At 74.9% G+C, this 20,688-nt stretch carries 20 protein-coding genes; 13 read left to right on the forward strand and 7 right to left on the reverse strand.

All coding sequences use genetic code 11. The features are described 5' to 3' along the window. Positions 1–126 precede the first annotated feature (126 nt). Entirely contained in the window at positions 127–1,788 is a 1,662-nt protein-coding gene (locus ACIRPK_RS18335; RefSeq protein ID WP_403039811.1) for a carbohydrate binding domain-containing protein, read from the forward strand. A gap of 54 nt (positions 1,789–1,842) precedes the next feature. On the opposite strand, the gene ACIRPK_RS18340 is transcribed toward ACIRPK_RS18335, so the two are convergent. Then, entirely contained in the window at positions 1,843–2,502 is a 660-nt protein-coding gene (locus tag ACIRPK_RS18340; RefSeq protein WP_403039814.1) for a 4'-phosphopantetheinyl transferase family protein, read from the reverse strand. Positions 2,503–2,543: 41 nt separating this feature from the next. Continuing rightward, positions 2,544–3,104, reverse strand: a complete 561-nt coding sequence (locus ACIRPK_RS18345; protein ID WP_403039817.1) for a CGNR zinc finger domain-containing protein — start codon at positions 3,102–3,104, stop codon at positions 2,544–2,546. Between the two features lie 82 nt (positions 3,105–3,186). Between ACIRPK_RS18345 and ACIRPK_RS18350 the strand changes: the two genes are divergently transcribed. The 10 genes from ACIRPK_RS18350 (at position 3,187) to ACIRPK_RS18395 (ending at position 13,737) form a co-directional block, all read left to right on the forward strand. After that, positions 3,187–4,068, forward strand: coding sequence for an alpha/beta fold hydrolase (locus tag ACIRPK_RS18350; protein ID WP_403039819.1), 882 nt, complete (start codon positions 3,187–3,189; stop codon positions 4,066–4,068). Positions 4,069–4,557: 489 nt separating this feature from the next. Beyond that, positions 4,558–5,538, forward strand: a complete 981-nt coding sequence (locus ACIRPK_RS18355) for a cytochrome P450 (protein WP_403039822.1) — start codon at positions 4,558–4,560, stop codon at positions 5,536–5,538. A 56-nt stretch (positions 5,539–5,594) separates the two neighbouring features. Continuing rightward, positions 5,595–6,722 carry an acyl-CoA dehydrogenase family protein gene (locus tag ACIRPK_RS18360; protein ID WP_403039825.1) on the forward strand — a complete coding sequence of 376 codons (1,128 nt, stop codon included), beginning with the start codon at positions 5,595–5,597 and terminating at the stop codon, positions 6,720–6,722. 5 nt (positions 6,723–6,727) lie between these two features. After that, entirely contained in the window at positions 6,728–7,939 is a 1,212-nt protein-coding gene (locus tag ACIRPK_RS18365; RefSeq protein WP_403039828.1) for a GNAT family N-acetyltransferase, read from the forward strand. Next, positions 7,926–8,411, forward strand: coding sequence for a type II toxin-antitoxin system RatA family toxin (locus tag ACIRPK_RS18370; protein ID WP_403039831.1), 486 nt, complete (start codon positions 7,926–7,928; stop codon positions 8,409–8,411). The genes ACIRPK_RS18365 and ACIRPK_RS18370 overlap by 14 nt, the downstream gene beginning before the upstream one ends. Continuing rightward, positions 8,408–9,634 carry an aspartate aminotransferase family protein gene (locus ACIRPK_RS18375; RefSeq protein WP_403039834.1) on the forward strand — a complete coding sequence of 409 codons (1,227 nt, stop codon included), beginning with the start codon at positions 8,408–8,410 and terminating at the stop codon, positions 9,632–9,634. The genes ACIRPK_RS18370 and ACIRPK_RS18375 overlap by 4 nt, the downstream gene beginning before the upstream one ends. A gap of 25 nt (positions 9,635–9,659) precedes the next feature. Further along, positions 9,660–9,914, forward strand: coding sequence for an acyl carrier protein (locus ACIRPK_RS18380; RefSeq protein WP_403039836.1), 255 nt, complete (start codon positions 9,660–9,662; stop codon positions 9,912–9,914). Further along, complete coding sequence (locus ACIRPK_RS18385) at positions 9,911–11,167, forward strand: beta-ketoacyl-[acyl-carrier-protein] synthase family protein (RefSeq protein ID WP_403039839.1); 1,257 nt, start codon at positions 9,911–9,913, stop codon at positions 11,165–11,167. The genes ACIRPK_RS18380 and ACIRPK_RS18385 overlap by 4 nt, the downstream gene beginning before the upstream one ends. A gap of 36 nt (positions 11,168–11,203) precedes the next feature. Continuing rightward, entirely contained in the window at positions 11,204–12,229 is a 1,026-nt protein-coding gene (locus ACIRPK_RS18390; RefSeq protein ID WP_403039841.1) for an SDR family oxidoreductase, read from the forward strand. A 65-nt stretch (positions 12,230–12,294) separates the two neighbouring features. Beyond that, positions 12,295–13,737, forward strand: coding sequence for an MFS transporter (locus ACIRPK_RS18395; protein ID WP_403039844.1), 1,443 nt, complete (start codon positions 12,295–12,297; stop codon positions 13,735–13,737). Here the strand turns inward: ACIRPK_RS18395 and ACIRPK_RS18400 are convergent. The 4 genes from ACIRPK_RS18400 to ACIRPK_RS18415 form a co-directional block, all read right to left on the reverse strand. Continuing rightward, the gene (locus tag ACIRPK_RS18400; RefSeq protein WP_403039847.1) at positions 13,712–14,347 is read right to left on the reverse strand and encodes a hypothetical protein; all 636 of its coding nucleotides are present in this window, start codon (positions 14,345–14,347) and stop codon (positions 13,712–13,714) included. The genes ACIRPK_RS18395 and ACIRPK_RS18400 overlap by 26 nt on opposite strands. 99 nt (positions 14,348–14,446) lie before the next feature. Beyond that, a complete protein-coding gene (locus ACIRPK_RS18405) occupies positions 14,447–15,112 on the reverse strand; it encodes an SDR family oxidoreductase (RefSeq protein WP_403039850.1) in 666 nt (221 codons plus the stop codon). A 101-nt stretch (positions 15,113–15,213) separates the two neighbouring features. Next, on the reverse strand, positions 15,214–15,780 hold the full coding sequence (locus ACIRPK_RS18410; protein WP_403039853.1) for a DJ-1/PfpI family protein: 567 nt from the start codon (positions 15,778–15,780) through the stop codon (positions 15,214–15,216). A 231-nt stretch (positions 15,781–16,011) separates the two neighbouring features. Next, on the reverse strand, positions 16,012–16,806 hold the full coding sequence (locus ACIRPK_RS18415; RefSeq protein ID WP_403039855.1) for a VIT1/CCC1 transporter family protein: 795 nt from the start codon (positions 16,804–16,806) through the stop codon (positions 16,012–16,014). A 199-nt stretch (positions 16,807–17,005) separates the two neighbouring features. On the opposite strand from ACIRPK_RS18415, the gene ACIRPK_RS18420 reads away from it, so the two are divergent. Further along, positions 17,006–18,109 (forward strand): helix-turn-helix domain-containing protein, encoded by a 1,104-nt coding sequence (locus tag ACIRPK_RS18420; RefSeq protein WP_403039858.1) that lies wholly within the window; start codon positions 17,006–17,008, stop codon positions 18,107–18,109. A gap of 41 nt (positions 18,110–18,150) precedes the next feature. Here ACIRPK_RS18420 and ACIRPK_RS18425 read toward each other — a convergent pair whose 3' ends face one another. Then, positions 18,151–18,936 carry a S1 family peptidase gene (locus ACIRPK_RS18425; RefSeq protein ID WP_403039861.1) on the reverse strand — a complete coding sequence of 262 codons (786 nt, stop codon included), beginning with the start codon at positions 18,934–18,936 and terminating at the stop codon, positions 18,151–18,153. A 124-nt stretch (positions 18,937–19,060) separates the two neighbouring features. Between ACIRPK_RS18425 and ACIRPK_RS18430 the strand changes: the two genes are divergently transcribed. After that, positions 19,061–20,542 carry an MFS transporter gene (locus tag ACIRPK_RS18430; protein ID WP_403039864.1) on the forward strand — a complete coding sequence of 494 codons (1,482 nt, stop codon included), beginning with the start codon at positions 19,061–19,063 and terminating at the stop codon, positions 20,540–20,542. Positions 20,543–20,688 lie beyond the last annotated feature (146 nt).

Raw genomic sequence — 20,688 nt, forward strand, 5'->3', positions numbered from 1 at the left:
CAACAGGTCCATACCATTTGCCACGGCAGCCGCCCACCCGCCGACCCGGCCCCAACTGGACTCGTACTTTCACCGGTTGACCTGCCATCAGCGACGTACCAGCCATCCCCCACTGGAGGTACTCCCTTGCGAACCCGATCCCGGCTGCTCTCCGGCCTGGGCGCCGGTGTGCTGGCCGCCGCCGCGGCCCTGACCGCTCCCACCACCGCGCAGGCTGCCAACCTGCTGACCAACCCCGGCTTCGAGACCGGCACCCTGGCCGGCTGGTCCTGCTCCGGCGGGCTCGGCTCGGTGGTCGGCAGCCCGGTGCACGGCGGCACCAAGGCCCTGGCGGGCGCCGCGAGCGCGAGCGACAACGCCAAGTGCACCCAGACCGTGGCCGTCCAGCCCAACACCGCCTACACGCTGAGCGGTTGGGTCCGGGGCAGCTACGTCTACCTGGGGGTCACCGGCGGCACCTCGACCTGGACCCCGTCGGCCTCCGCGTACACCAAGCTGACGGTCGCGTTCACCACCGGGGCGGGCCAGACCAGCGCCCAGATCTACCTGAACGGCTGGTACGGGCAGGGCACCTACTACGCCGACGACATCAGCCTGGACGGCCCGGGCGGCAGCAGCGACACGGTGGCGCCGACCGTCCCGGCCAACCTGGCCACCACCGGCAGGACCTCCTCCACCGTCTCGCTCGCCTGGAGCGCCGCCACCGACAACGTCGGCGTCACCGCCTACGACGTCTACCGGGGCGGCGTCCTGGCCACCACGGTCGGCGGCACCTCGGCCACCGTCACCGGGCTCAGCCCCGCCACCGTTTACTCGTTCACCGTGAAGGCCCGGGACCAGGCGGGCAACACCTCCGCCGCCTCCGCCGCGGTCTCGGTCACCACCGACAACGGGACCCCGCCGCCCGGGTTCAAGCAGGCCGCGCCCTACCTCTACCTCGGCTGGGGCGAGCCGCCGGCGCCGAGCACGGTGCTGAACGCGACCGGCATCAAGTGGTTCACCATGGCGTTCGTCCTGGCCCAGAACGGCTGCAACCCGAGCTGGGACAGCCAGCGCCCGCTGCTCGGCGGGGTGGACCAGTCCACCATCGCCGCGATCCGGGCGGCCGGCGCTGACGTGGTCCCGTCCATCGGCGGCTGGAGCGGCAACAAGCTCGGCCCGAACTGCTCCACCCCCGAGGCCCTGGCCGGCGCCTACCAGAAGGTGATCGACGCCTACGGGCTGAAGGCGATCGACGTGGACATCGAGAACACCGACGAGTTCGAGAACGCCGCGGTGCAGGACCGGATCGTCAACGCCCTGAAGATCGTCAAGAACAACAACCCCGGCCTGCGGACCATCCTCACCTTCGGCACCTCGACCACGGGCCCGACCTCCTGGGGCAACCGGCTGATCGAGCAGTCCAAGGCGCTGAACGCCGGCATCGACGTCTTCACCATCATGCCGTTCGACTTCGGCGGCGGCGCCGACATGTACGCGAGCACGGTCGGCGCGGCCGAGGGCCTGAAGGCCAAGCTGAAGTCGGTGTTCGGCTGGGACGACGCGACCGCCTACGCCCACCTGGGCATCTCCGGCATGAACGGGCTCAGCGACCAGCAGGAGGTGACCGGCGTGGACACCTGGACGAAGATCCGCGACTGGTCCAACGCGCACCACACCGCCCGGCTGGCCTTCTGGTCGGTGAACCGGGACCGGCCCTGCCCCGGCGGCGGCGTGGTCGAGACCTGCTCCGGAATCGCCCAGAACAACTGGCAGTTCACCCAGATCACGGCCGGCTTCACCGGCTGATCGACAGCTGCGGCCGCGTGGCCCGTCGTCACCCGCTCCGGGTGGCGGCGGGCCTCACAGCCGCTCGACCCGGGGTTCCCCGGTGCTGACCACGCCGACCGCCGCGCCGTGCACCTCGTCCTCCCAGTCCAGCAGGTGCAGATCGCCGTACCGGCCGCGCAGCGGCGAGCCGTCCAGCTCCAGCCCGGACAGGTCGATCCCGGTCAGCGTGTCCAGCGTGGTCCGCCCCAGCTTGACCATCGCCTCCTTGCGCACCCAGAGCCGCAGGAACGCCCGGTCCGGCTCGGCGTGCTCCCGGACCCGGCGCAACTCGCCCACGCTGAGCACCCGTTCCATCACCTCGGCCGCCGTCCCCCGGGACGGCTGCTCGACGTCCACCCCGACCGGGTCGGGGCCGGCCGCCGCGGCCACCACCCCCCGGCCGTGCGAGAGGCTCACCCCGACCTCGGGGTACTCGGCCAGGTACGGCTTGCCGTGGTCGTCCCGCGCGCAGTCCGGACAGCGCTGAAGCAGTGTCAGCCCGGCGGCCGGGCGGCCCAGCAGCCGGGCGGCGGCCTCCCGGACCAGCAGGTGGGCCGCGACGAAGTCGGCCCGTGAGGAGGCCAGCCGGAACCGGCCGGCCCGGGCCCGCTCCAGGTCCGTCAACAGGTGCTCGCCGAGGTCCGGCCGGGCCAGTACCTCCGTACTGCCAGCCACCATCGCCAGCGGTGCCATCCGGTCCTCCACCTTCGCCGAAAGTCCGGCCGAGCCTACCCTCACGCCTCCGCCGCCTTCTGCCGCCGGTAGTGCCTGGCCACCCGGGCCCGGTTCCCGCAGCGGGCCGCCGAGCACCACTGCCGCCGGGGGTTGGCAGGCCGGAACAGCAGCACGCAGTCCTCCGCCGCGCACTCCCGGATCGCCGCCAGCTCCACCGGATCGGCGATCAACTCGGCCACCGCGCTCGCCAGTTCGGCCGCCAGCCGGTCGGCCGGCCGCCCCTGTCGCCGCTGCCGGTAGGCCAGCTCGGCCCCGTCCCGGGTCAGCTCGCCGACCACCGGCGCGGCGCCCAGCGCGGCGTTCAGACCGGCCAGCACCTCGGCCGGCACCGGGCCCCCGCCCCGGGCCCGGCCGATCGCCTCCGCCGCCAGCGCCCGGACGCCCCGGGCCGCCGCCAGCTCGGCCGCCCCGGCCTCGGCCGGGTCGGCGGGCAGCCCGCGCCCGGCCTGCAGCCGGAGCCAGGCCCGCAGGCCGGCCACGTCGGACAGCAGGTCGCCGTCGGCGGGGCGGGTGTTGAGCAGATCCAGGGCCAGCGGCTCGCCGGTCAGTGCCTCGTCCATGCCCTAATGCTACGACAACCACTTGACACGTTAGGCATCCCACGCAAAACTAATGCCACAAACACCCCAGGAGGCATTAGCCATGATCGCCCGCATCCGCCACCGCCACCTCACCGTCGACGGCCTGCGGATCTTCTACCGCGAGAGCCTCCCGACCGACCCGGACGCACCCGTGCTGCTCCTGCTGCACGGCTTCCCGTCCGCCTCGCACCAGTACCGCCGGCTGATCGACGCCCTCGGCTCGCGGTACCGGCTGATCGCCCCGGACTACCCGGGCTTCGGCCACAGCGACGTCCCCGAGTCCGCCACCACCGGCGGCCCCTTCGACTACTCCTTCGACCGACTGGCCGACATCACCGGGAAGTTCGTCGACCAGCTCGGCCTGGAGCGGTTCGTCCTGTACGCCTTCGACTTCGGCGCCCCGGTCGGCTTCCGGCTGGCCGCCCGTCACCCCGAGCGGATCGCCGGCCTGGTGGTGCAGAACGGCAACGCGTACACCGAGGGGCTGTCCCCGATGGCCCGCGACTTCATCGCGCTGCGCCCGGAGACCCCCGGCGCCGAGGAGGCCGTCCGCGGGCTGCTCACCCTCCCCGCCACCCGGGGCCAGTACGAGGGCGGCACCGTCGACCCCGAGCTGATCGCCCCCGAGGGCTGGACCCTCGACCAGCACTTCCTGGACCAGCCCGGCCGCACCCAGCCCCAGTTGGACCTGGCCTTCGACTACCACAGCAACGTCGGGCAGTACCCGGCCTGGCAGCAGTGGCTGCGCACCCACACCCCGCCGGCCCTGATCCTCTGGGGCGCCAACGACGCCTTCTTCCCGGCCCCCGGCGCCCACGCCTACCTCCGCGACCTGCCCGCCGCCGAGCTGCACCTCTTCGACACCGGCCACTTCGCCCTGGAGGACCACCTCCCGGAGATCGCCCCGCTGATCGCCGACTTCCTGGACCGGGCCTGGAAGTGAGCCACCGACGGCCTTTCACCCCGGGGGAGCGCATGAAGTCGCGCTGCCCCGGGGTGAAAGGCCGTCCGCGCGCCGTCCGGCGACGCCCCGGCAAATACGCCAGCGGCCGGTCCTGGCAGGCCCACTGAAACGTACTCGAACTACTGATCGCCGTTCACCACCGGCCAGGGGCATGGGACTTCGGCAATTTCCGCTACGCTGCGCCAGTCACGACGAGCTAGCAAGGCCGGACCGGTGGATGCAGAGTCGACGCTCTTCTCAATCTTCACGCCCGAGGGCCGGGAGAATCCCTACCCGGCACTGGCCCTCCTCAGACGAACCGTCCCACTGTATTACAGTGCGACTATCGGCTCGCATTTCCTGACCCGATTCACCGACTGCCAGTCCGTACTGACCAATCCCGATTTCCTGGTACCCGATCAGGAATGGTGTTCCCGCGAAGTCGCGGACTGGCCGGAGCACCCCGCCGCCGAGTTCTTCTACAGCTCGATGCTCGCCACCAACGGCCCGGCCCACGACCGGCTCCGACGGCTGGTGATCCGGGATTTCAGCGCCCGGCGGATCGCCGCCCTCGGCGGTGCGGTGGAGAAGATCACCGCCGAGCTGCTGGACGCCTTCGCCGACGCCACCTGCGCGGGCGGCACGGCCGACTTCCAGGAGCTGGTGGCCTCGCCGCTGCCGGTCGCGGTGGTCGGGGAGCTGATCGGGGTGCCGCGCGAGGACCAGGCCCGGTTCCGCCGGCTCGGCGAGGACGCCGGGCGGCTGCTGGAGCCGGTCCGCAGTCCGGCGGACTGGGCCCGCGCCGACCGCGCGGTGACGGCCCTGCGGGAGTACTTCACCGCCCTGCTCCGCGAGCGCCGGGCCCGCCCCGCCGACGACCTCACCTCGACCCTGGTCGCGCTGCACCGCACCGAAGGCCCCGCCGGGGACGGCGAACTGACCGAACGTGAGCTGGTCGACACCCTGATCCTGGTCTTCGTGGCCGGTTTCGAGACCACCACCGGGCTGCTCGGCCTGACGGTGTTCGCCCTGCTCGGCCACCCCGAGCAGTGGGAGCTGCTGCGGCGCCGGCCGGAGCTCGTCCCGGCCGCCCTGGAGGAGTCGCTGCGCTGGGACTCCCCCGTACCGATGACCGAGCGGATCGCCGCCCGGCCGGTGGAGGTCGGCGGCGTCCGGCTGCCCGCCGGGGCGAGCGTGATCACCGTACTGGCGGCCGCCAACCGCGACCCCGACCGGCACCCCGACCCGGACACCTTCGCCGTACGGCGTCCGGAGATCCGGGTGCTCAGCTTCAGCGCGGGAGCGCACTACTGCCTGGGCGCCGGGCTGGCCCGCCTGGAAGGCGCCACCCTGCTGCACCACCTGCTCGACCGCTTCCCGGGGCTGACCCTGTCGGAGCGGCCACCGACCCGGCGCAGCGGCGCCGGCCTGCGCGCCTTCGAACACCTGCCGCTCGCCCGCGCGAGGTAGCGCCCGGCCCGGTGGACCCGGGCCCGACCCACTCCTGCCGCCCCGAAGGGACGTCCGTGAACTTCCTGCACCATGAACGCGCCGCTCTGGAGACCTTCCTGCCCGGGCTGGACGCAGCCCTCGCCGACCAGCCGCTGGAGCGGCTGGAGTCCGCGCCCAGCCCGGCGATCCAGGCGTTCCGGGCGGCCGGCGGCCCCGGCCTGCTGGTCCCGGCCGAGCACGGCGGGTCGGGCGCGACACCGCTGCAGGCCGTCCGGGTGCAGCGGGCCGTCGGGGCCCGCTGCCCCTCGCTGGCGGTGGCCACCACGATGCACCACTTCTCGGTCGCCGGGCTGGTCCGGGCGGCCGACGGCAGCGGGCCCGAGGGCGCCCTGCTGGCCGCGATCGCCCGGGACAACCTGCTGCTGGCCTCCGGCTTCGCCGAGGGCCGGGCCGGCCAGAACATCCTCAAACCGCACATCACCGCGCAGCGCCGGGGCGACGTCGTGGTGCTGAACGGGAGCAAGATGCCGTGCAGCCTGTCCCGCTCGATGGACCTGCTGACCGCCTCGGTCACCATGACCGACCAGGACGGTGTCGAGCGGCTGGCCGTCGCGCTGATCCCCGCGCAGTCCCCCGGGATCGAGGTCAGGCCGTTCTGGCGGACGCCGATCCTGGCCGGGGCGGAGAGCGACGAGGTGGTGCTCACCGACGTCGAGGTCGACCCCGCGATGGTGGTGCTGACCGAGGTCACCGCCGACGCCGTGCCCGACGCGCTGAACGTGGCCGGGTTCCTCTGGTTCGAGCTGCTGCTGACGGCCGGTTACCTCGGGGTGGCCAGCGCCCTGGTCGAACGGGTGCTGGCCCGGCCCGGCAGCGGCGCCGACGACCCGAGCCCGTACCTGGTGGACGTCGAGGCCGCGATGCTCGCGGTGGAGGCGGTGGCCCGCGCGATGGCGGACGAGGAGTGGACCGACACCCTGCTGGTCGCCGCCCTGACGGCCCGTTACTCGGCGCAGGACGCGATCGCCCGCACCACCAGGACCTGCCTGGCCGCGCTCGGCGGGATGGCCTTCATCAGCTCCTCCGAGGGCAGTTACCTGGCCTCGGCCGCCACCGGCCTCACCTTCCACCCGCCGGCCCGCGGCCGGATGGCCGGGCCGCTGCGGGACTTCCTCGACGGCCGCCCGCTGCGGATCGGCTGACGGCCGTGACCGTACCGACCAGGACGGCGGGCTACCGGGTGGAGGTGGTGCCCAGCATCGAGCTGCTTCCCGACCGGCTCTGGGAGCGGCTCGCCCCGGCGGACGACCCGATGTGGTCGCGCGCCGTCCTGCTCGCCATGGAGCGCGGCCGGATCGGTCCGGACGGCTTCGCCTACCTGGTGCTGCGTCAGGGTCCTGACGTGCTGGCGGTGCTGCCGCTCTGCCTGTTCCGGCAGCTGCGGCTGGACGACGTGGTCGGCCCGCGCGAGCGCCGCCTGCTGGCGCCGGTGCGCCGGCTGTTCCCCCGGCTGCTCCGGGTGCCGATGCTGTTCTGCGGCCATCTGCTCGGCCAGGGGCATGTGTTGGCGCCCGGCCGGCTCCCACCGGAGGCGGTGGCCGAGCTGGTCGCCGCGGTGCTCGCGCTGGCCCGGCGCGAGCGGCTCGGCACCGTGGTGTTCAAGGACTTCGCCCCGGCCGAGCTGGCCCCCCTGCGCCCGGCCCTGACCACCGCCGGCTTCTTCTTCCTGCCCAGCCTGCCGGACACCGAACTCCGGCTCGGCCCGGGCTCGTTCGAGGACTACCTGGCCCGGCTGCCGGCCAAGCCCCGGCGCAATGCCCGCAGCAAGCTCCGGCGGGCCGCGGCCTGGCCCGGCCTGCGGACCGAGGTGCTGGACGAGTTCGCCGAGCTGCTGCCGGAGGTGCTCGCGCTCTACCGGCAGGTGATGGCGCGGGCGGACCAGACCCTGGACGTGCTGGACGCCGCGTTCCTGGCCGCCGTGCAGTCCGGCGACCCGGCCGGGCGGCGGCTGGTGGCCTGCTTCGAGCAGGAGCGGCTGGTCGCCTTCCTGCTCTGCTTCTTCGCGGGTACGGGCGCCACCGGCGCCCGGATCGGCCTGGACTACCGGATCGCCCACGAGGCCGGGCTCTACCACGCGGTGCACCACGCGGCGATCCGGCTGGCGATCGACTCCGGCTGCCGGCACATCCGGTTCGCCCAGACCGCGTACCGGCCCAAGCTCGAACTCGGCTGCGAGCTGGTCGAGCAGTGGTACGCGATGACCCATCTCCGGCCGCTGCCAAGGGCGTTGCTCCGGCGGGTGCTGCCGTCGGCGCTGGGCTCCGCGCTGGCCGAGGCGCTCGGTCCGCACGCGGCCGCCCTCGACACCACGTTCACCGCCGACCACGACCAGAAGGGGTCCTCCCATGCCACGCGTTGAAGTGGAACTGCCGATCGCGGTACCGCCCGACACCGTCTGGGCGGCGGTGGTGGACGTGGAGCGGTACCCGCGGTGCATGGCGAGCGTCGACTCGGTGGTGATCACCGAGCAGCCCGACCCGTGCCACCGCACCACCGCCTGGTCGGTCCGGCTGCAGGGCTCGGTGCTGCGGTGGACCGAGGCCGAGGTGATCGACCCGGCCGCCCGCCGCTTCGACTTCCGCCAACTCAGCGGCGACCTCGGTGAGTTCGTCGGCCACTGGGCGGTCGACGCCGCCCCGGGCGGCAGCCTGGTGACCCTGCACGCGGACTTCGACATCGGCATTCCGCTGCTGGCCGAGATGCTCAACCCGATCGCGGCCACCGCCCTGCGGGAGAACGCCGAGGGGATGCTGGCCGCGCTCCGTCGCGAGCTGGCCCCGCTGGCCGCCCCGCGCGCCGATCGGCCCCAGCACCCGGCGGTGGCCGGATGACCACCGCCACCGAGGTGTTCGACCAGCTGCGCCGCCACCTCTCCCCCAAGCTCGCGCTGACCGGCAGCTTCGCCGGCCGGGGCGCGGTGGAGGCCGCCGCCGAGGGCGTCCGGGTCACCCTCTCGGACGGCCGTTCGGTGCTGGACTTCGGCTCCTACGCGGTCACCCTGCTCGGCCACCGGCCCCCGGCGGTGGTGGCCGCCGTCCACCGGCAGCTGGACACCATGCCGACCGCGACCCGCAGCCTGGCCAACCCGGTGGCCGCCCGCGCGGCCGACCGCCTGGCCGGCTACCTGGGCGGCACCCTGCCCAAGGTCTACTTCGGCCTGAACGGCGCCGACGTGGTGGAGGTGGCGGTCAAGCTGGCCCGGCTGGCCACCGGCCGGGACCGGGTGCTCGCGGTGCGCGGCGGCTTCCACGGGAAGTCGCTCGGCGCGCTCGCCCTGACGCACAGTCCGCTCTACCGGGTCGGCCTCCAGGGCTGCGCGGTGGACGTGGTGCACGTCGACCCGGAGGACCCGGCGGCCGTCGCCCGGGAGCTGGCCGCCGGCCCGGCGGCCGCCCTGGTCTTCGAGCCGGTCCAGGGCGAGAACGGCGCCGTCCCGCTCCGCACCGAGGTGCTGCGCCGCTGGTGCGCGGACGCGGAGCGGCACGGCACCCTGGTGATCGCCGACGAGATCCAGTGCGGCCTGCGCCGCTGCGGGGAGCCCTCGGTGGCGCTGGCCGAGGGCCTGCCGGTGGACGGCGTGCTGCTCGGCAAACCGCTCGGCGGCGGCGTGGTCCCGCTCTCCGCCCTGGTCTGCTCCGAGCGGCTGTACGCCCCACTGGCCGCCGATCCGTTCCTGCACTCGGCCACCTTCGGCGGCCACCCGCTGAGCTGCGCGGCGCTGCCCCCGGCGCTCGACGCGATCGAGCAACTCGCCGGGCACGGAGAGCTGTTGTCCGGCCTGCTGGACGCCGGCCTGGAGCGGCTCGGCAGCCGCCACCCGGCGGCCGTCCGCGCCGTCCGCGGCCGGGGCCTGCTCCGCGGCATCGACCTGTGCAGCCCGGGCACGGCCGGCGCGGTGGTGCTCGAACTCGCCGCCCGCGGCCTGCTGGTCTCCCCCTGCCTGGGCCGCCCGACCACCGTCCGGCTGCTGCCGCCACTGGTCAGCACCGAGGCGGAGCTGGCGGAGGCGCTCGACATCCTCGACGCGGCCGTGGCCGCCGCACCGATCATCTGACCCACCCTCGGAAGGAAACCCACCCATGCCCACCCGTGAGGAACTGGCCCTGATGGTCCGGACGACCATCTCGGACGTGCTCGGCACCGAGATCGAGGAGGTCCAGGAGCGCACCAGCCTGGTGGCCGACCACGGCATCGACAGCCTGGAGCTGATGGAGATCGGGGCCCGGCTGGAGCGCGCCCTGACCCTGCGGATCGCGGTCGAGGACCTGACCGGTGCCCAGGACGTCGGCCAGGCCATCGACCTGCTGTCGGCCCGGACGGCCGAGGCCCGGTGACCGCCCGCCCCTCCGGAGCCCACCCCTCCGGCGGCCACCGGGTCGCGGTGACCGGCATCGGCGTCAAGTCACCGGCCGGCAACGACCTGGAGCAGGCGTACGAGACCGTGCTGAAGGCCCGGTCCACCGCCACCCTGGTGGACCACCTGATCGAGCGGGACCTGCCGGTGCACTTCGCCTGCCTGGTGCCGCCGTTCGACGTGGACGCTTACGTCACCCGCCGGGTGGCCCGGCAGATCGACCGGGCCTCCACCCTGCTGCTCTGCGCGGCCGGCGACGCGATCGACCAGGCCGCGCTGACCGGGCTGGACCCGGAGCGGATCGGCGTCCAGATCGGCACCGGCATCGGCGGCCTGCCCAGCATGGAGGAGGTCACCCTCAGCCACGGCTCCCGGCCCAGGGACATGCCGGTGCACACCGTGCCCCGGACCATGGCCAACTCGGCCGCCTGCCGGCTGGCCCTGCGCCACGGCTTCCAGGGCGCCTGCACCACCTACTCCTCGGCCTGCGCCAGCGGCACCACCGCGATCGGCGAGGCGGCCCGCCGGATCCGCTACGGCGAGCTGGACGTGGCGGTGGCCGGCGGCGTGGACTCCTCGGTCAGCACCGTGGTGGTCGGCGCGTTCGCCCGGATGCGGGCGATGTCGATGCGCAACGACGAACCCGAGCTGGCCAGCCGCCCGTTCGACGCCGACCGGGACGGCTTCGTGATGGCCGAGGGCGCCGCCGTCCTGGTGCTCGAACGCTGGGACCTGGCGGTCGCCCGGGGCGCCGCCGTGCTCGGCGAGGTGGCCGGCTACGCGGACAACTGCGACGCCTTCCACATCGTCGCCCCGCGCGAGGACGGCGAGGCGGCCGCCCGCTGCATGAGCCGGGCGATCGCCGACGCCGGCCTCACCCCGGCCGACCTCGGGCACGTCAACGCCCACGGCACCTCGACCCTGCTGAACGACCGCGCCGAGGCCCGGGCGATCGACCGCTGCTTCGGCGGCCAGTCGCCGCCGGTCACCGCCGTCAAGGGCGTCACCGGCCACCTGATCGGCGGCTCCGGCGCCCTGGAGGCCGCGCTCGCGCTGCTCTGCGCGACCCGTGGCGTGGTCCCGCCGATCGCCAACCTGGGCAGCAGCCCGGAGGCCGACCTGGTCGACCTGGTACGGGCCGTCCCGCGCGCGGTCCGGCCGGCGCCGGTGCTCTCCAACTCCTTCGGGTTCGGCGGCCAGAACGCCTGCCTGGTCCTCACCCCGACCTGCTGAACCCCCGTCAACCGACACCCCATCAGGGACGAAGTCATGCGAATCCTTCTGACCGGCGCCACCGGTGTGGTCGGCACCGAGGTCGCCGACCTGCTGCGGACCTCCGGCCACACCCTGGTCCCGGTCGCCCGCCGGGCCACCCCCGACGCCCCGGTGAGCTGGCGGATCGGCGCCGAGCCCCCGCCCGTCGAACTGACCGGCCACTGGGACGTGATCGTGCACGCGGCGGCCACCACCCGCTGGACGCTCAGCCGGGAGGAGGCGGTCGGCGCCAACCTGGACCCGCTGCGGGCGGTGCTCGCGCTGGCCGACCGGGAGACCCACCTGGTCCAGGTCTCCACCGCCTACGTCGGTGGCACCCGGAACCCGGAGGACCTCCGGGGCGCCGAGTTCGAGGGCTACCGCAACGGCTACGAGTGGTCCAAGGCCCGGGGCGAGGACCTGGTCCGGGCCGAGCACCCCGGCGCTCTGACGGTGGTCCGGCCGCCGCTGGTGGTCGGCCGCAGCCAGGACGGACGGATCGCCCGGTTCTCCGGCCCGTACACCATCCTGCAGGCGCTGGTCTCCGGGCTGGCCGCCGTGGTGGTCGGCGACCCGGGCGGTTTCGCCGAGATCAGCCCGGTCGACCAGGTCGCCGCGGTGATCGCGGCCGCCGCGCTCGCCGACCCGCCGGCCGCCCCCAGGACCGAGGTGATCGCCGGCGGTGCCGCCTGCCTGACCCTGTCCGCGCTGCTCGACGTCATCTGCGACACCCTCAACGAGTACCGGGCCCGGCACGGCGTCGCCCCGATCGACCGGCCGCCGCTGGTCCCGGTGGAGAGCTGGAACCGCTTCTTCCTGCCGCTCGCCGACCGGTACCTCTCCCCGTTCCAGACCCAGGCAGTCCGGCTGCTGGCGATGTTCCAGAGCTACACCGCGATGGCAGAACCGTTCACCCCCACCCACCCGGTCACCGACCCCGCCACGGTGATGGCCACCGCCGTCCGGCACTGGGCCGACCGCAAACCCCGGCTCGCCCTCGCCCGCCCCGAGCCCTGGACCCTGCTGGCCACCCCGGTCTGACATACCCGCGCCCGATGTCGCCCCCTCCCCTCCCCGGGACGCGCCGGGCCCGTTAACCTCCGTCCGTGCACAAAACAGCGAAGCAGAAGCAGATCCTGGCGGTCTGCCTGGCCGGTGGCTTCACCACCATGCTGGACAACTCCGTCCTCAACATCGCCGTCCCGGCGCTCCGCGGCACACTGCACGCCGACCCCACCCAGATCCAGTGGATCGTGGCCGGGTACTCGCTCGCCTTCGGTCTCGCCCTGATCCCCGGCGGCCGCCTCGGCGACCTCCGGGGGCGCAAGCCGTTCTTCGTCGCCGGGATCGCGCTGTTCGTGGGCGCGGGCCTGCTGGCCGCCACCGCGCAGACCGCCTGGCTGCTGGTCGCCGTCCGGCTGCTCCAGGGCGCGGGCGCCGGGCTGGTGAACTCCCAGATGATCGGCACCCTCCAGGACGTCTTCACCGGCCCCGCCCGCACCCGCGCCCTCGGCCTGTACCAGGTGACCTGCGCGGTGGCGATCGCCCTCGGCCCGCCGCTCGGCGGCGCCCTGATCGCGCTGGCCGGCCCGGAGTGGGGCTGGCGGCTCGCCTTCCTGATCAGCGCACCCTCCGGCCTGGCCACCCTGCTGCTGGCGATCCGTCACCTGCCCGCGCCGGGGCCCCGCAGCACGGCCCGCACCACGCTGGATCCGCTCGGCCTGCTGCTCACCGCCGCCCTCACGGTCGCCGTGATGCTGCCGTTCGTCCAGCCCGCCACCCTCGGCACCAAGCTCTCGCTGGGCGTCGCCGCGCTCGCCCTCACCGCCGCCCTGGTGCTGTGGCAGCGGCACTACGCCGCGACCGGCCGCCAGCCGCTGATCCACCCGGCGCTGCCCCGCTCGGCGCCGTTCACCCTCGGCACCCTCACCGCGATGTGCCAGTTCGGTGCCGCGCTGGCCTCCGCCCTGGTGCTGGTGATGTTCCTCCAGGACGGCCTCGGCCTCTCCCCGCTGGCGGCCTCCGCCGTCACCCTGCCGTCCGCGCTGGCGATGGCGGTGGTCTCCTCGTTCGCCTGGCGGGCGGTCCAGCGGTTCGGCCGGCACGTGGTCCCGCTCGGCCTGGGCCTGGCGATCGGCGCCCTGCTGCTCAGCGGCCTGGCCGCGCTGTACGCCCCGTCCGGCTGGCTGCCGGCCCTGCTCGCCCTCGGCCAGCTCGCCACCGGCGCCGCCTCCGGCCTGACCGTCTCCCCCAACCAGGCCCAGGTGCTCCGGTACGCGCCGGCCGAGGCCGCCGGGGTCGCGGGCGGCATCCTGCAGATGTCCCAGCGGATAGCCGCCGCCGTCGGCATCTCGGCGATCTCCGGCATCTACCTGAACAGCCCGGCCGCCCCGCACACCGCCTTCTTCCACGCCACCCTCGCCTGCCTCGCGGTGGTGACCCTCTCCCTCGTGCTGGCCCTGCTGGCCAACCGGAGCACCCGGCGCGCCGAGCACGGAGCAGCGCCCGTGACGGACCGTCGGGTCAGCCGGTCTCGCACAGGCTCTTGAGCGTCTCGACGTCCTCCCCGACACCGGCCGCCACCGCGTTGTAGTCCCCACCCACGGCGCCCATCAGGATGAAGCCCATCTCCTGGAACCCCTGGGTCAGCCGCACCATGATCGAGTAGACCCCGCCGGAGGCGTCCAGACTCGCGCCCATCATGCCGTCGCGGGCCTCCTGCGCGGCGGCGATCCGGCTCCCCTTGGTCGTCCCGACCACCTTGTTGTAGCGGTTCAGCACCGCGTACGCCTGGTCGCAGCCGCCCGGGCGGACCGGCGGCAGCGACAGTGCGGGCACCGGCAGGGAGTGGACCGGCGACGGCGTCGGCTTCGGGGGCGGCGGCGGAGTCGGCGAAGGGGTCGGGCTGGGCTCGGGCGCCGGATAGGGCGAGGGGGTCGGCGACGGCGGCACCGGGCTCGGCGGCGGGCTCCACCCGGATGCGACGACGGGCGCCGGAACCGGGGCCGGGGCCGGCCCAGGGCTCGGCGGCAGCACGTACGCGAGCACCGCCACCGCCGTGGCCAGGGCCCCCGCGACGGCCGCCACCGCCGTCCAGTTCGTGCCGCCGGAGGAGGACGCCGCGGCGCCGTCCGGCTCCCCCGATCCGCTGTCCGTCATGCGTTCATCGTGACGCAGCGCACCGACGCCGGTCCATGCTGCCGATCCTGAACTCCGAAAACCGTGGTCACCGACCGGAGTTCAGTTCCCGACCAGGTGTCAGGCCACCGCCAGCGCGACCCGGACCGCCTCGGCCACCGGCTCCGCCCCGGCGGTCAGCTCCAGCGTCCGGCCGTCCGCCGCCGGGATGTCCAGCAGCTCCCGCAGCACCAGCGCCACGTCGTCGCGCGGCACCGGGGCGAACGGCAGCGACGGCACCGCCAGCCGGACGAAGCCGCTGCCCGGCTCGTCCATCAGCGGCCCCGGACGCAGGATGGTCCAGCCGATCCCCCGGGCCCGCAGGTCGTCCTCGGCCGCGCCCTTGGCCCGCAGGTAGTCGGTGAACTCCGGGTCCATCCCGTCCGCGCCCGCACGTTCGATGCCCATCGTGCTGATCATCAGATACCGAGGCACCCCGGCCAGTTCGGCCGCGTCGGCGAACAGCACCGCCGCGCCCCGGTCCACCGTGTCCTTGCGGGCGCTGCCGCTGCCCGGGCCCGCCCCGGCCGCGAAGACCACCGCGTCCGCGCCGCTGAGGCCGCCCGCGAGGTCCTCCGGCGAGACCGTCTCCAGGTCGCAGAGCACCCCCCGGGCGCCCACCCGGGCCAGGTCGTCGAGCTGCCCGGCCGAGCGGACCAGGCCCACCACCGAGTCACCGCGCTCGGCGAGCAGCTGCTCCAGCCGAAGCGCGATCTTGCCGTGCCCACCAGCGATCACCACATGCATGCCCCGACGCTAACGCCGCCGCCCCGTCACCGCACCACGACCGGGTACGCCGGTGGGCGGCGGCGCCTGCGCGCCGCCCCGCCACCGCACCGTCCGACCCGTCAGGTGGCCGGAGCCTTCTTCCGCAGGATCTCCACGAACGCGCGCATCCACCCCGGGTGGTCCGGCCAGGCCCGGGCCGACACCAGCACGCCGTCGACCACGGCATCACCGTCCTCGTAGACGGCACCGCCGGCCAGCACGTCCAGCTCCAGCGCGGGATAGGCGGCCGTCCGCCGTCCGGCCAGCGCACCGCCCGGCAGGCTGAGCAGCGGGCCGTGGCAGATCTGCGCGACCGGCTTGTCCTGCTCGAAGAAGTGCGCCACGATCCGCCGCGCCTCCGGGTCGTTGCGCAGGTACTCGGGCGCCCGGCCGCCGGGGATCACCAGCGCCACGTACTCGGCCGGGTCGACGTCCGCGAAGGCCACGTCGGCGGGCCAGCAGTAACCAGCCTTCTCGGTGTACGTGTCGAAGCCCGGCACGAAGTCGTGCACCACGAACTGCAGGGTCTTCTTCGTCGGGGCCGCGAGCACCACCTCGTACCCCTCCTCCAGCAGCCGCTGGTAGGGGTAGAGCACCTCCAGCGACTCCGCCGCGTCACCCGTGACGATCAGGACCTTCGCCGCCATCCCGCACCTCTCTCGAACATCGGAGCCGTCTCCGCCCCACCCTGTCGCGCCCGCCCGGCCCCGGCAACGACCGCTGTCGACCACGCCCCGCCAGTGCACCGATGCGCCCCCGTGCGCCCTGGCCGGGCACCGCTCAGACCCTCCGGGCCCCGGGCGGTGCGCCGTTGCCCGGCAGACGGACCGTCAGGCCCCGGCTGGTGTTCCGGGCCGGGCAGCCCGGCCGACCGGCCGTCAGAGCACCGCGCTCCCCGCCAGCGCCCCCAGCCCGTACGTGATCGCCGAGGCCACCGCGACGATCAGCAGCTGACGCCCCGCCAGCCGCAGCACACCCCGCCCCGAGCCGTACCCGAGCGCGCCGCCGACCGCCAGCGAGGCGACCGCCGTGAGCAGCACCGAGGCCGTCACCGCCGCGCCCCCGTCGGCGAAGAACCAGGGCAGCAGCGGCAGCAGCGCCCCGAGCGAGAACAGCAGCAGCGAGGAGACCGCCGCCACCACCGGTGAGCCCCCGTCCTGCGCGCTCACCCCGAACAGGATCCGGGTGCTGGTCGCCGTCGCCTCCCGGCCCGAGGTCACCACGCCCCGGCTGGCCCGGACGGCTGTCTCCCGGTCCAGGCCCCGTTCGCGCAGGCTGCCGGTCAGGTGGGCCAGCACCACCGGCGGCGACAACTGCCAGGCGTGGCGCAGCGATCGCTCCATGCCCTGGGCCACCTCCGCCTGACTGCGCACCGAGACCCACTCGCCGGCCGCCATCGAGAGCGCGCCCGCGACCAGGCTGGCCAGCCCGGAGAGCCGGACCGTACCGGCGTCCACCGAGGCGCCCGCCACGCCGAGGATCAGGCAGAGGTTGGTCACCAGGCCGTCGTTCACCCCGAGCACCGCGGCCCGGATGCCGCCGCCGGCCACCCGCTCGGCGGTGCCGCGCAGCGCCGCGAGCTCCGCCTCGGCCGCCGCGTCCTGCTCGGCCGACCGCTGCTCCGGCTGCCAGTGCGGCGCAAGCACCGCCCAGTCCGGGCCTGGTACGCCCATCCCCGCACACCGTCCTCTCCTGTCCCTGGCAGCCTACGGCGCACGGCTGCTGACGGTCCGTCGGCTCCGCCGTGTCGGTTTGACGTTCTCGCCATCCCGGGGATACCTGTCCATGACAAACCCTTGCGAGGCTCCGACCAGTCCGTCCACCCCGCGTGCGCCCCCTCCCCCGGTGTGGACACCCCCCACCGGAGGTCCCGTGTCCCTCGACCTGCACCAGGCCGGCTCGGCCCGCTCCGACTTCGGCGCCCGGCTGCGCCACTGGCGACTGCTCCGCGGACTCAGCCAGGCCGAGCTGGGCCGCCGGCTCGGCTACGACGACTCGCACATCAGCCGGGTGGAGAACACCCGACGCTGGCCGCCCGCCGGGATGGCCGAGCGCTTGGACGAACTCCTCGACACCGCAGGCGAGTTGGCCGGGATCTGGCCGCAGGTGGAGCGGGAGCGCCGACGGCTGGCCCGGTACGGCCGACCGGCCGGCGCCACCCCGGGCCCGGACACCCTGGAGCAGCTGCTCACCGCCTACCGGGCCGCCGCCCACGCGGTCGGCGGCCACGCCCTGGTGGACGTCCTGGAGCAGCACGCCCGGCTGGCGGCCCGTCAGCAGCGCACCGCCCCCTCGGCCGAACGGGCCCGGCTCGGCTCGCTCGCCGCCCGCTACGCCGAGCTCGCGGGCTGGGCCCGGTTCGACCGGCTGGAGTACGGGCGGGCGCTCGCCTGGTACGACTGCGGCCGGGAGTGGGCCGCGCTGGCGGGCGACCCGGCGGGGGTGGCGCTGCTGCTGGCCCGGCAGAGCGCGGTGCACTGGGCCTGCGGGGACTCGGCCGCCGCGCTCGGCACGGCCGACGCCTCGTACCGGCAGGCGGTGCTGGCCGGACGGCCCGCCCCGCAGGCCCGCGCGCTGCTGGCCCGGGCCCGGGGGCACGCGCTGGCCGGCGACCGCCGGGAGGCCGAGTGCGTTCTGGAGGAGGCCGCCCGGCTGACCGGGTCCGACCCGACCGCCGAGGCCGGGACCCGGCTGCTGCTGGTGCACGGCACCTGCCACCGCGACCTGGCCGTCCGGACCGGCCACCGGGCGCACGCCCGGCTGGCGGCCGTCGGCCTGGCCGAGGCGCTGGACCGGCTGCCGCCGGAACAGCAGCACTACCGGGCCCTGGTGACCGCCCGGCTGGCCGGGGCGCACGTCTGGGCCGGCCGGCCGGAGGCGGCCGGCACCGTGCTGGCCCGGGTGCCGACGGGGGCGGGCCGGGTCGCGCTGGAGCGCCGCCAGTCCGAGCGCTGGCTGTCCAGGCACCACGGCTGACGGCCCCTCCGCCGACGGCGGAGGGGCCGGACCGGGCGGGGTCAGAGCGTCGCGGCCGCCGCCGTGATCGCCGCCGCGTAGGTGCTCACCTGGGTGTACACGCCGGGCAGCCCTGGCCGGGCGCAGCCCTCGCCCCAGCTGGTGATGCCGACCTGGATCCAGTTGTTCGCGGAGTCCCGGCGGAACATCGGGCCGCCCGAGTCGCCCTGGCAGGTGTCCACCCCGCCGTTGGCCAGGTCGCCCGCGCAGAGCGAGGCGCCGGTGACCAGGCCGGAGTACGCCGAGGCGCAGTTCGCATCACTGACGAACGGGACGTTCGCCTTCAGCAGGTACCGCTGCTGGCCGCCGCCCTCGGTGGCGGCGCCCCAGCCCGCCACCGTGAAGGTGCCGCTGTCGTACGCGGTGCTGCCCGCGATCGGCAGCGTGCTGACGGCGGTGCCGGTGACCGGCGAGGCGAGCTTGATCAGGGCCCAGTCCTTGCCGTTCTCGGCACCGGTGAAGCCCGGGGCCCGGTACACCTTGCTGGACTTGACCTTGATCGCGCTGCCGCTGTTCAGGTCCACCACGCCCAGGGTGGCGGTGATGCTGGTGGTGTTCCCGCTGGCGCCGACACAGTGCGCGGCGGTGAGCACGATCTGCTGGGTGAGCAGCGCGCCGCCGCAGCCCATCGAGAGCCGGACCATGAACGGGAACTCACCCTGCGCGGCCCGGGTCCCGCCGACCACGCTCGGAGTCACCTCCCCGGCCTGGGCGGGCAGCACCAGGCTGCCGGTCGCGAGCAGGGCGCCCGCCGCGAGCGTGCTCCACCGTGCCAGTTGACGCTTCATCAGGTACCTCCGAAGTGGGGGTCGGGAGGGCCTCAGCTTCCTTGTCGGAGCACCGTCAGCGGCAGGGGTGGGAATCTGCCACCGGGAACTGGCAGAAGCGCCGCCGACGGCGGAGGATCGGGGCGTGGACACCGAAACCCCGGTCGGGCTCAGGCTCGGCACCGCCCGTGGCCGCTGGGTGCTCGCGGCCACCGCCCTCGGCTCCGGCATGGCGATGCTCGACGGCACGGTGGTCAACGTCGCGCTGCCGACCATCGGCGCCGATCTGGGCGCCTCGATGGCCGCGCTGCAGTGGACGGTCAACGCCTACCTGCTCACCCTGGCCGGGCTGATCCTGCTGGGCGGCTCGCTCGGCGACCGGTACGGCCGCCGCCGGGTCTTCCTGGTCGGCGTCGGCTGGTTCGCGCTGGCCTCCGCGGTCTGCGCGTTCGCGCCCGACGTCGAGCTGCTGATCGCCGCCCGTGCCCTCCAGGGCATCGGCGGCGCGCTCCTGACGCCGGGTTCGCTGGCCATGCTGCAGGCCTCGTTCCACCCGGACGACCGCTCCGGCGCGGTCGGCGTCTGGTCCGGCCTCGGCGGGGTCGGCGCGGCCGCCGGACCGTTCCTCGGCGGCTGGCTGGTGGAGGGTCCCGGCTGGCGCTGGGTCTTCCTGCTGAACCTGCCGCTGGCCGCCCTGGTGACCTTCGTGACGGTCCGTCACGTCCCGGAGACCAGGGACGAGGGCGCCACCGGCCGGTTCGACGTCGCCGGCGCGGCGCTCGCCGCCCTCTCGCTGGCCGGGATCACCTACGCGCTGACCGCCGGGCTGCACGGCCTGTCACTGCTCTACGGCGCGGCCGGCCTGCTGCTCGGCGTGGCCTTCGTCCTGGTGGAACGGCGCAGCGCCGAGCCGATGATGCCGCTCTCGCTGTTCTCGTCCCGGCTGTTCTCCGCCGTCAACCTGGTCACGCTCTGCGTGTACGCGGCGTTCAGCGGGGTCTTCCTGCTGCTGATGGTGCAGCTCCAGACCGTCTCCGGCTTCGCCCCGCTGACCGCCGGGGTGGCGCTGCTGCCGATCACGCTGCTGATGCTCGCCCTCTCCGGCCGGGCGGGCCGGTTCGGGCACCGGGTCGGGCCCCGACTGCCGCTCAGCCTCGGCCCGTTGATCTGCGCGGCCGGAGTCCTGCTGCTGCTCCGGATCGGCCCCGGCGCCTCGTACTGGACCGAGGTGCTGCCCGCCGTCACCGTGCTCGGCTCCGGCATGACCCTGCTGGTCGCCCCGCTGACCGCCACCGTGCTGGCCGCCGTCGAGGTCCGGCACGCGGGTATCGCCAGCGGGGTCAACAACGCCGCCGCCCGGGCGGCCGGCCTGCTCTCGGTGGCCGCCCTCCCCGCGCTGGCCGGTCTGACCGGCGACGCGTACCTGGACCCGGTCCAGGTCGACCACGCCTTCCACACCTCGATGCTGGCCTGCGCCGGCCTGCTGGGTCTGGGGGCACTGGTCTCGCTGCTCGCCGTCCCGCGCACCGCCCTGGCGCCGGAGCACCCGATCGCGGAGCCCACCTGCGAGTGGTACTGCGACGGCACCGCCCCGCCGATCGACTCCGGACCGGACGGCGCCGCCTAGCTCCCGCGCCCGGACGGCGGAACGGCCGTGGGGCCGCCCCCCCCCCCCGGGGGGGGGGGCGCCGCCCCCCCCCCCCCCCCCCCCGCCCCCCCCGCCGCCCCCCCGGGCCAGGCCCGCCGCCCCGGGGGGGCGGCGCCCCCCCCCCC

The sequence above is a fragment of the Kitasatospora sp. NPDC101801 genome (assembly GCF_044766665.1).
Lineage (GTDB): Bacteria > Actinomycetota > Actinomycetes > Streptomycetales > Streptomycetaceae > Kitasatospora.